Here is a 10,690-nt window from a genome sequence, read left to right as displayed (position 1 = left end):
CCACCGTGCACCGTCCGCCCACCGCGCACCCTCGGCCCACCCCGCACCGTCCCGCGCGGCCCGTACCGCTCGCGCCGTCCCGCCCGTACGGCGTGCGGCGCCCGCGCTCACCACACGTCCCCGTGGTCGTCGCCCGAGACCTCCGGCGTCCGCGCGAGCTGGAAGCTGCCCGCGCCGACCAGGGCCAGCGCGCCCAGCTCCGGGATGACGAGCAGGCCCAGCCGCAGATGCTCGTCGAAGAGGACCGCACCCAGTACGAGGCTCATCAGGGAGTCGCCGAGGGTCAGCGCCGGCTGGGAGGCCACCAGCGTGCCCGCGCGCAGCGCCATTTGAAGCAGCAGGAAGCTGCAGAGCCCGACGACGCCCACGGCGTACGTCTGCCACGCGGTCAGCAGCGCCACCAGGCCGTCGGAGAGGCGGGCGACCGCGTCCTTCATCAGGGCCGCCGTCGCGGAGAAGCCGAAGGCCGTGGCGGCGCCGAGCACCGTCGCGCGCGGCGAGGACGGCAGCCGCATCGCGAGCACGATGAGCAGCACCATCAGCACGAGCAGCACCGCGCCCGTAGCCACCCAGCGGTGTACCGGCACCCGCGTCGTGCCCGTCGAGGGATGGATGAGGGCGAGGAAGACGGCCAGCCCCAGCACCATCGCGAGGAACGCCCACCACGCGCGGGTGTCGGGACGCCGGTGGAAGAGGACGCTGCCGACGACCAGCGTGAAGAGCAGCTCCGTCGCCATGACCGGCTGCACCACCGCGAGCGGACCCGTGGCCAGCGCACCGGCCTGGAAGATCCCGGAGAAGACGAGCATCGCCGAGCCCCACATCCACACCGGCCGGTGCAGAAGATGGGTCAGCCACGAGAAGCGTCTGCCGCTGGGGGCCACACGTTCCGTGGCCGCCGCGCGCCGCTGGAGGACGGAGGCCGCGGCGTTGGCCAGGGCCGCCAGCAGCGCGAGGAAGACGCTCAGCACAAGCAACACGTCGCGTCGACTCCCGTCAGCCGAAGCGCTGTGCGAGGGAGCGGAAGACGCCCGGGGCGGCGCCGTGCAGCCGGGCCGGTACGCCGAGCCAGCCGGGCACGTACGCGTCCGGCCGTCCGTGCACCAGCGCCCGGCGCACGGCGACCGCGACCTGCGAGGCGGGCACCGGCCTGGGCCGTGAGCGGTGGTAGGGGGCGCCGCGCCGCCCGAAGAAGGGGGTGTCCACGGCGCCCGGCAGCACGATCGAGACCCGTACGCCGGTCGAGGACAGCTCGTAGCGCAGGCTGTCGGCGAAGGCCATCAGACCGCCCTTCGTCGCCGCGTACACCGCCTCGCCACGTACGCCGACGCTGCCGGCCATGGAGCCGATCAGCACGATGCGCCCCCGGCGCCGCGCGATCATCCCGGGCAGCAGCAGCCGTACGAGGTGCACGACGGCCGAGAGGTTGACCGCGAGGAGCCGGTCGATGGACTCGGCGGACTGCGCGGAGAACGGGCCGGCCCAGCCGATCCCGGCACCGGCGACCAGGGCGTCGACCCGGCCGCCGTGCGCCTGCGCCTCGCGCGCGAGGCGGGCGCGGGCCTGCGGATCGGTGACGTCCGCGGGCAGAGCGGTGCCCCGCGTGCGGACCGCGACGTCGCCGAGCCGCTCCTCGTCACGTCCGTTCAGCAGCAGACGCCAGCTCCCCTCCGCGGCGAGCTGCTCGGCGACGGCCGTGCCGATGCCGGACGAGGCACCGGTGATGAGCGCCACCGGCCGCTGTGTGCCGCGCGCCGCGAGCCGCCCAGAACCCTCGAACATGACACCCTCCGGGTGATCAGGAGCAGGACTCCCAGAATGCTGGCTATCGGCCGACGCCGCCTGTGGGGGGGCGTACGCCCAGCAGTACGCATCACTCGTTCGGGTCCGGTTCGCGGTGGCCGTAACGCGGCACCCCGCCTCTTTCGTACGGGCGCCGGGCGGTGTGCGCGGCGCCGATCACCTCGGATCTCCGGGAGCACTGTGCGGCAACGGTTTCTGCTGCTGAGCGCCAGCATGGGGGCGGGACACGACGCGGTCGCCGGGGAGCTGGCCGAACGGCTGCGATCCCGGGGTCACACGGTGCGCACCGAGGATGTTCTCGCGCTGCTCCCGTCGGGGGTGGGGGCGGCGCTGCGGGCCGGCTACCGGGGAGTCGTACGGCGGGTTCCCGGCTTGTACGGATGGGTCTACGCGGCGTTTCTCGCGCCGGGGCCGGAGCGGGCGCCGGACGGTCAACGGGGGGCAGGCGGCGCGGAGTTGACCGGTGGTGTGGCGGTGCCCAGACCCGGCAGCGCGCCGCTGGCGGCGCTCGCGGAGCGCCCGCTGACGGCTCTGGTCGACCGGTGGCAGCCGGACGCCGTGGTCTCCACCTTCCATCTCTCCGCGCAGGTGACGGGACGGCTGCGGGAGCGCGGGACGCTGCGGGTGCCGAGCGTGGTCACGGTCGTCGACTTCGCGGTGCACCGCGGCTGGCTGCACCAGGGCAACGACGTGTATCTGTGCCTCACCGAGGAGGCGGCCCGTACGGCGGAGGCAGCGACGGGCGGCACGGCCGAGGCGACGGGTCCTGTCGTCCCCGCGCGCTTCGCCGAGGCGGCGGAGGGCGGCGGACATCCCGGGCGCTGGCGGGCGGAGTTCGAACGGCTCGCCCCGGGGCGCCCGGTGGTGCTGCTCTCCGCCGGAGCGTGGGGCGTCGGTTCCGGACTGCCGGGCACCGCACGGGAGTTGGCGGCCCGGGGCTTCTGTCCCGTACTGCTCTGCGGACGGGACGAGCGGCTGCGGCGCCGGGCGTCCGGGCTGCCCGGCGTGGTCGCCCTGGGCTGGACCGAGGACGTCGAGCACCTCATGGCGGCGGCACACGCCCTCGTCGACAACGCCGCCGGGCAGACCGCCGCGCAGGCGCTCGCCGCCGGTCTCCCCGTGGTCGGGTACCGGCCACTTCCCGGGCACGGCGCTGCGGGACTGCGGGCGATGACGGACGCGGGAGTGAGCGAACTCGCCCGCGACCGGCGGGAGTTGGCTCTCATCCTGGGACGGGTGACCGATCCGGGCCCGGTGCGCGAGCGCCGCGTCGCCCTCGGCCGCGACCTGTTCCGCGCGGACGCTGCGCGGCGGATCACGGAGCTGACGCTCGCGGGCGTACGGGCTCCCTGAGTACGGGAGGGAACCAGGCGGCCGTGCGGAGTCCGGCACGGCGGCGGCACCGCAGGGTTCGACAGGGTGTTCAACAGGGCCTGGGTCAGGGGGAGTTCGCAGACCCGGGACCGTCAGGCGGTGGCCGCGCCGTCCTCGTCGGCGACCAACGCCACCCAGCCGTACGGGAGTTCCTCGCCGTCCAGGGTGATCGCCTCGACCGTGCGGGTACGCGGATCGATGTCCGCCTCCACGCCCTCGCCCGCATAGCGCGGATAGCCGCTCTCCCCCTGCGCGCCCGTGGCCCGCACGGTGAGCGCCCGGAGCACCGGTCCGTGGTCCGGATGGCCCTCGTAGTCGGCCGTCTGCGGCTGGAGGAGGATGTCGTAGCGGGGTTCGCCGGTGTGCATGCCCCGACCGTAAGCCCGTGCCCGTACCGGCGCCTCCCGGCAGCCGCCGTCGGGGCCGCCGGTAGTCTCTGCCCGTCACTCCCCAGGTCACCGACGTCTGGAGCGGCCGTGCGCATCCTCGTTCTCAACCCCAACACCACCGCCTCCATGACCGCTTCGATCAGGGCGCTCGCGGAGGAGAGCGCACGAGCCGGTACGGAGATCCTCGCGACGGAGCCCCTGTGGGGACCGGAGTCGATCGAGGGGCACTTCGAGGGGGCGCTGAGCGCCGTCGCGGTGCTCGACCGGCTCGCCACCCTGGAGGAGCCCTACGACGCGCTGGTCATGGCGGGTTTCGGCGAACCCGGCAGGGAGGCGGCGCAGGAACTCCTCGACGTACCCGTCTTCGACATCGCCGAGTCCGCCGCGCAGATGGCGATGATGCTCGGCCACTCCTACGCGGTCGTCACGACGCTCGACCGTGCCGTGCCGCAGATCCGCGACCGGCTGCTGACGGCGGGACTCCTCCAGCGCTGCGCGTCCGTACGGGGCACCGGCCTCGGCGTGCTGGAGCTGGAGGAGGACGCGGACCGCACCGTGGAGGCGATCCTCACCCAGGCACGCGCGGCCGTCGACGAGGACCGCGCGGAGGTCGTCTGCCTCGGCTGCGGCGGAATGGCCGGGCTGCGGGAGCGCGTGGAGGCCGAGTTGGGGGTGCCCGTGGTGGACGGTGTCGCGGCGGCGGTGGCGTTCGCCGAGGCGGTCGTGGGCCTCGGGCTGACCACGGGCAAGGGGCGCAGCTTCGCGCCGCCGCGGCCGAAGACCGTCACGGCGTGGCCGTTGAGCCGGCATCTGCGGCCGAACGGCTGAACTCGCGGCGGTCGGCACCGAGTTGGCGGCGGGAGTCGCTCACCGGGTTTCCGGGGGCGGCGGACGGTGCCGGTGATTCCGGTGATTCGCCGCCGTCTTAACGATGTCGCAACACGCATGCAGGACCGTAGGGTTCCGCCGGAACCGGACGGCCGGAAACCTCTTTCCGTCCACCGGAGTGCCAGCTCGACGGAAGGCATGCACACGTGACGACGTCCCCCACGGGGTCCACCGGACCCACGCCTCCCCCCTCCTCCGCACCGACCGACTCGCCCTCCGCGCCCTCCGCGCCCTCCGCGCCCGCCGCGCCCGCCGGAACCGGAACCGGGACCGGGACCGGGACCGGAACAGCGACCGGGACGCCGGGCGGAGCGCCCCGCTACGTACCGGACCCCCGGCTGTGCAACAGCGACCTCGCCCCCGCCGCCGAACGCAAGTGGGGCGCCTACTCCATCTTCGCGCTGTGGATGTCCGACACCCACGCGATCAGCAACTACGCGTTCGCGGCAAGCCTGTTCGTGCTGGGACTGCCGCCCTGGGAGGTCTTCCTCTCCCTGCTGGCGGGCGTCTGCATCCTCCAGTGGCTGATGAACCGCATGGGCCACGCCGGTCACCGCACGGGCGTGCCCTTCCCCGTGCTCGCGCGGGCGAGTTGGGGAGTGTACGGGGCCAACATCCCCGCCATGCTGCGGGCGATCATGGCCGTCGCCTGGTACGGCATCCAGACCTGGCTGGCGTCCAAGGCGCTGGTGCTGCTCGCCCTCCAGATATCGCCCGGTCTGGAGAGCCTGGACACCGGCGGCTTCCTCGGGCAGACGCGGCTGGGCTGGATCTCGTTCCTGGTGATGTGGGGAGCGCAGGCCGTACTGCTCACGCGGGGCATGGAGTTCATCCGCAAGGTCCAGGACATCGCCACCGGGCCGGTGGTGTGGATCGTGATGCTGGTGCTCGCCGCGTGGCTGCTGGTGGAGGCGGGCGGCGACATCTCGCTGACGAAGTCGGTGACGGGGCTGAGCACCGGCGAGCAGTTCCACGAGAGCGCCATCGCGGTCTCGCTGACCGTCACCACCTTCCTCACCCTCGTCCTCAACTACGCGGACTTCGCCCGCTTCACGCCCGACCACCGGGCCTACCGCAGGGGCAATCTGTGGGGCCTGCCGGTCAACTTCACCGCCTTCGCGGTGGCGGCCGTGCTGATGACGGCCGGCACCGTCTCCGTCTTCGGCGAGGCCATCTCCGACCCGGTGGAGGTCATCCACCGCATCGACAACCCCTGGGTGACGGTGATCGGCGCGATCTCCTTCATGATCGCGACGATCGGCATCAACGTCGTCGCCAACTTCGTCTCGCCCGCCTACGACTTCGCCAACCTGCTGCCGAAGTACCTGGACTTCAAGCGGGGCGGCATGGTCACCGCGCTGCTCGCGATCGTCGTGCTGCCGTGGAAGCTCTACTCGACGCCCGTGATCATCCAGTACTTCCTGGGCGGTCTGGGCGCCTTCCTCGGGCCGATGGTGGCCGTGCTCCTCGTCGACTACTACCTGATCCGCCGTGGACGGATCGACGTGGAGGCCCTGTTCACCGCCGAGGAGAGCGGCGCCTACCACTTCCGCCGGGGCGTCAACCCGGACGCGCTGATCGCCTTCGTCCCCTCGGCGGCCGTCTCCGCGGTGCTGGCGCTGGCCCCCGCCTTCTCCGGAGTCGCGCCGTTCGCCTGGGTCTTCGGGCTGCTGACGGCCGGCGGCATCTACTACGTACGGTCCAGGGCGCGGCGTGAAGAGGGGCCGCTGGAGGACGAGTTGATCCCGGCCGGGTACGCGGCCGCCGCCCCGGAGACGGAGTCCGCGCCGTGAACCCCCGTACCGGCGGCGGCAGTCGGCACAGGCGCCGACGGGCCGCCGTCAGGGGGTCGGCACCCCGGCCGGGCGTGCGGGGCGCGTGAACCGTACGGGCACACCCGGCGAGTACAGCACGCTCACCGGCTCCCCCTCCGGCGCCGGAAGCCCCGCCGAGGTCACCAAGTCCTCGTCGCACGCGAGCAGTTCGGCTCGGTGCAGCGGCCAGCGCGGATGGGCGTTGGGCAGATACACCGCCCGGCCCAGGAACGCGTTGTGCATGCCCCAGCGCGCGGTCAGAAAGTGTTCGAGCCCGGTGGGCTCCTCGATCGCCGCGCCCGTCCGTACGGCCATCCGGCAGCGCGCGCCCCGCGGCCCCGGCCACCGCCGCCGGCTGGTGTAGGTGACGACGGCGCCCTCCCGGCGCACCGACATACGGGCCCAGCGGTAGGGCATGCGGAAGCCGGCGAGCGCGACGGCCACGGGTATCAGCCGGGAGGCGTCGAGCGAACGGAAGACCACGCCGCGCCGCCCGTGCCCGTCCACCGAGTACAGCCGCACGTTCGTCTCGGGGAAGCTGCCGAGGTACGGGACGCCCGGCAGCCCGAACCAGCCCACGCGGTGCATGCGGAAGGCGACGAGACCGACGTACGTCGTGCCGTGCAGCACGTCGGGAACGGTGCCCGGCGGCAGCAGCGGTGCCACGTCGGCGGGGTCGGCGGCCCAGTGCACGAAGGCCAGGTCGAGCCAGGACTGGGTGAGCAGCGGCGGCGGCCAGGAGCTCAGCCGGCCGGGCGGGTCCGGTGTGACGGGCTCCGGTTCGCGGGCGCGTGGTGAGTGCGGCACGGGCCCACCCTCGCAGAGGGCCGGCGGCGGACGTCCGTAATGAGGCGAGGGATGCGGCCGGGGAGCGCGTCCCGGCCGCATCCCTCGCTCAGGGCTGCCGCGTCAGGACAGCAGCCGTTTCCAGTCGGTCTGTGTGAGCTTGTCGCCGGACGCCGCGCGGGTGCCGCCGCTGGGGCGGCTGCGCAGCAGCGTGCCGACGGCGTCGGCGGTCTCCCCGTCGCCCGCCGTACGCGACGACGGCGTGAGCAGGGGCCAGATGTCCGAGCCGAGGTAGCCGGTCTCGTCCGTCGTGCGGTGGAACGAGGCCGAGCACGTGTGGTGCTTGATCCCGTGCCGGTCGGCCAGTTCGGCCACGGCGCGCTTGGTGTCCGTACCGAAGACGCCGTTCACCGGCACCTCGAAGCCCTTGCCGCGCAGCAGGTGCTGGGCGGCGCGCACCCGGGCGCCGACGGCGCCGGGCTTGAGCAGCGGCCAGGCCAGGACGTCGTCGCCGGTGGGGGCGGAGAGGCCGAGGGCGTTGCCGACGGCGTCGCGCAGCTCCTGGAGGCGGCCGTAGAGGATCTCGCCGGGGCACTCGGTGGAGTTGAAGTCGCGGTGGCCCTTGATGTTGGCGAGGTCGGTGCCGTACTGGGTCGCGATCCAGGCGACGAGCTGGACGAGGGAGTCCCACAGCGCCGCCGGTACGTCGACGTCGGTGTACAGGCCCTCGTTCTCGATGCCGATGACCTCGCTGTTGTGGTCCCCGACGTTGGCGCCCTGTACGTGCTGGGTGCCGCCGCGTACGACCTCGAGGCTCTTGTGGCGGCCCTCCAGCCGGAAGCCGCCCCGGCTGTTGGTGAACTGCTGGCCCGTGTCGGACCAGCCGTTGCCGTCCATGTGGTGGTCCTGGATGTCGCGGCAGATCTGCTTCGCGTGCTCCAGCGTGTAGTCCTCGCTGTTGCCCGGCTCCGCGGTGTGGTGCACGACGATGTACGTCGGCTTGTGGTTCTCGATGACGATCTCACCGGAGGCGGGACGGGCTCCCCACTCCTCGGTGGTGTAGATGCGGGGTTCCGCCGCCGTGGCGCGCGACGCCCTGAGCGGACGGGACGTCGGCCCTGCGGCGTGCGCGGTGCCGGCGGCGCTCAGACCGATCGCACCGGCGGCCGTGGCAGCCATGCCGCCCCGGATCAGTGCACGGCGGTCGAAGCCTGGCTGTGCAGCCATCTCGGTCTCCTTCGGGAGTGGGAAGGAACGGTGACTCCCGCGCTCGGAGTTCGGTCACCGATGCGTGGGGGGACCCGTACGGAACGGGACGATGCGGTCCCGTCCCGCACGGGCTGAAATCGGATTCCGCGCCTGGCAAGTAAAAGCAGCACGCCATGGACGCGACAACCCCATGGGCGCAACACGTTGTGACTTTCGGGGAGTTCTGAAAGAAACGCGGACCACGAATCACCTGTAGCAGAGCGAACCGGGCTCCGCCTCCTGTGGTTGGCCCACTGAAAGCGCAGGTTGGCGGGGCGTCACCTGACGGTGCGGCAGGTTGGACCGAGGGGGTTCGGGTGCGGTGCGGGGTCCGGGTCCCGCGGGGAGCGGCCCGTGGCGGGTCAGCCGAAGGGGAGAGGGGCGGCTGGGCCGTCCGGGGGCGCCGGGGCGTGCGCGCTGCGCCTCGCCCCCCGCGGCGAGGAGGCCCGGGGACGTTCTCCACGGGCCGCCTCGCCGTCCGTCAGAGGCGCCAGTCAGGCCGCGCTCTCCGGCGCGAACGCGTCGACGCCCGTCAGCCGAGCGGACAGTGCCCACAGCCGCGCCGCCTGCTCCGGGTCCGTCGCGTACGTCCGTACGCCGGCCGGGCCGTCCGCGGGGCGCTCGCCGTCCGTGACCGCGGCGATGTCGCAGTCCTCGCAGTAGACGCCGCCCATGCCCGCGAGCTGGGGCGAGGTCGCCGCCCAGACCTGGGTGGCGGCGCCCTGCTCGGGGGTCTTGAAGGACGGGTTCAGCGGGGTGCCGTCCTCGTCGATCCACCCGCGGTCGACCATCTCCTCGGTCGCCAGGTGCCGTTGGAGCGGTGTGAGGATGCCGCCGGGGTGCAGCGAGAACGCCCGCACGCCCGACTCCCGGCCCCGCGCGTCGAGTTCGACGGCGAACAGGGCGTTCGCGGTCTTGGCCTGCCCGTACGCCTGCCACTTGTCGTAGCCGTGCTCGAAGTGGATGTCGTCCCAGCGGACGGGCGAGTTGTGGTGGCCCGCGGAGGAGACGGACACGACGCGCGCGCCGCCGTCCCGTACGAGGGCGGGCCACAGCCGGTTGGCCAGCGCGTAGTGGCCCAGGTGGTTGGTGGCGAACTGCGCCTCCCAGCCCGGTCCGACGCGGGTCTCCGGGCAGGCCATGATGCCGGCGCTGTCGATCAGGAAGTCGATGCCGCGTCCGGTCGCGAGGAAGCCGTCGGCGAACGACGCGACGCTGTCGAGGTCGCCCAGGTCGAGGGTGCCGACCTCGGTGCCGTCGATCCCGGCCAGCGCCTCACGCGCCGTCTCGGGGCGCCGCGCGGGCACCACGACATGGGCGCCCGCCCCGGCCAGGGCGCGCGTCGTCTCCAGTCCGAGGCCCGAGTAGCCGCCCGTGACGAGCGCGAGCTTGCCCGACAGGTCGATGCCGCGCAGGACTTCGGCCGCGGTCGTGCGTGCGCCGAAGCCGGATCCGATGCTGTGCTGAGGTGTCTGAGTGGTCATGGATCGCACGCTACGAATTCGAGTGCGCTCCAGGGCAAGCCGGACCACGCGGCGTGTCCGCGTCCGCGCGTCCGGCCTGCCCCGCCGTACGGGACGGTCGGCTCCCGTGACCGGCTCAGGCGGTGAGGAAGTCGGCCTCGCCCGCCTTGGCGCCTTCGATGAACGCGGTGATCTCCTCCGGGGTGTAGAGCAGTACGGGGCCCTCGGGGTCGGTGGACTGGCGCAGGGCCACCCGGCCGTCGGGCAGCTTCTTCGCCTCTACGCAGGCGCCCCCGTTCTGCCCGCTCCAGGGCTTGTGCCAGCCCTCGGTGCCCAGTTCGCGGGCGGGCATGCCGTTGCGGAGGCGGCCGGTGTCGGGGCCGGTTACAGCATCAGGGTTCATCTTCCGAACTCCTTACGCGGGTCGAGCGGTACGTGCGCGGTCGAGGGCACGTACGCAGTGGTGCGGTCGCCTGCCGAACGCGAGTGAGCGCTTCCAGACCGGCGGCATGCCCGGCCCGACGTGCGGGGCGGACCACGTTGGGAGCTGTGTGAGCGTCAACACAAGCGGTTTCCTTGCGACTTGCTTTGAAATTATCAGAACGATGCTTGCGGGTTGAAGCCCACAACGACATAGTGTCAACGTGATGCTGAACACCGGGTTCCCGGTGTTCGGTCCCTGAACCTGCCGGGGCAGGGCCGGGCTTGGGGGGTACGGCGTCGTACTGCGGGGGAGCGCGATGCCGTCCAAGCGCCATCCGGCCCGTGAAGGGCGCCGCCCCCGGCCCGCTTCGCTGCGGCCTGCGAAGCGGTGCCGGGGGCGGCGTGCCATCTCCGGTGCGGCGCAGGTCAGTTGGGGCCGCTGAGCCCGGGGCCGATCTCTCCCGAATCTGAACTCGTGCGTGTACGTACGGACTTGTGGGCG

General features: G+C 72.9%; 10 protein-coding genes. 3 read left to right on the top strand and 7 right to left on the bottom strand.

Going from position 1 to position 10,690, the window contains the following annotated elements:
- Positions 1-107: 107 nt before the first annotated feature.
- Together AN218_RS06120 and AN218_RS06115 are read right to left on the bottom strand one after the other, a co-directional pair.
- The gene (locus AN218_RS06120; RefSeq protein ID WP_070015594.1) at positions 108-977 is read right to left on the bottom strand and encodes a DMT family transporter; all 870 of its coding nucleotides are present in this window, start codon (positions 975-977) and stop codon (positions 108-110) included.
- Between the two features lie 19 nt (positions 978-996).
- A complete protein-coding gene (locus AN218_RS06115; RefSeq protein WP_070015588.1) occupies positions 997-1,782 on the bottom strand; it encodes an SDR family NAD(P)-dependent oxidoreductase in 786 nt (261 codons plus the stop codon).
- 201 nt (positions 1,783-1,983) lie between these two features.
- On the opposite strand from AN218_RS06115, the gene AN218_RS06110 reads away from it, so the two are divergent.
- Positions 1,984-3,156 (top strand): MGDG synthase family glycosyltransferase, encoded by a 1,173-nt coding sequence (locus AN218_RS06110; RefSeq protein WP_244900309.1) that lies wholly within the window; start codon positions 1,984-1,986, stop codon positions 3,154-3,156.
- Positions 3,157-3,269: 113 nt separating this feature from the next.
- Here the strand turns inward: AN218_RS06110 and AN218_RS06105 are convergent, their stop codons facing one another.
- Positions 3,270-3,545, bottom strand: coding sequence for a hypothetical protein (locus AN218_RS06105; RefSeq protein WP_070015587.1), 276 nt, complete (start codon positions 3,543-3,545; stop codon positions 3,270-3,272).
- A gap of 108 nt (positions 3,546-3,653) precedes the next feature.
- Here AN218_RS06105 and AN218_RS06100 point away from each other — a divergent pair, with 108 nt between their 5' ends.
- Positions 3,654-4,394: an aspartate/glutamate racemase family protein gene (locus AN218_RS06100; RefSeq protein ID WP_070015586.1), complete on the top strand. Its 741-nt coding sequence runs from the start codon at positions 3,654-3,656 to the stop codon at positions 4,392-4,394.
- Between the two features lie 398 nt (positions 4,395-4,792).
- Positions 4,793-6,247, top strand: a complete 1,455-nt coding sequence (locus tag AN218_RS06095) for an NCS1 family nucleobase:cation symporter-1 (protein ID WP_070015592.1) — start codon at positions 4,793-4,795, stop codon at positions 6,245-6,247.
- Positions 6,248-6,295: 48 nt separating this feature from the next.
- Here AN218_RS06095 and AN218_RS06090 read toward each other — a convergent pair whose 3' ends face one another.
- From AN218_RS06090 to AN218_RS06075, 4 genes are all read right to left on the bottom strand, one after another.
- On the bottom strand, positions 6,296-7,075 hold the full coding sequence (locus tag AN218_RS06090; protein WP_070015585.1) for a YqjF family protein: 780 nt from the start codon (positions 7,073-7,075) through the stop codon (positions 6,296-6,298).
- 102 nt (positions 7,076-7,177) lie between these two features.
- Positions 7,178-8,281: a peptidoglycan recognition protein family protein gene (locus AN218_RS06085; RefSeq protein ID WP_070015584.1), complete on the bottom strand. Its 1,104-nt coding sequence runs from the start codon at positions 8,279-8,281 to the stop codon at positions 7,178-7,180.
- Between the two features lie 515 nt (positions 8,282-8,796).
- Positions 8,797-9,786: an SDR family NAD(P)-dependent oxidoreductase gene (locus AN218_RS06080; protein ID WP_070015583.1), complete on the bottom strand. Its 990-nt coding sequence runs from the start codon at positions 9,784-9,786 to the stop codon at positions 8,797-8,799.
- 115 nt (positions 9,787-9,901) lie between these two features.
- Entirely contained in the window at positions 9,902-10,168 is a 267-nt protein-coding gene (locus AN218_RS06075; RefSeq protein WP_070015582.1) for a DUF397 domain-containing protein, read from the bottom strand.
- Positions 10,169-10,690: the final 522 nt, after the last annotated feature.

It is taken from the genome of Streptomyces nanshensis, assembly GCF_001751255.1.
GTDB lineage: Bacteria > Actinomycetota > Actinomycetes > Streptomycetales > Streptomycetaceae > Streptomyces > Streptomyces nanshensis_A.
This window is presented reverse-complemented; position numbering and strand designations above follow the sequence as displayed.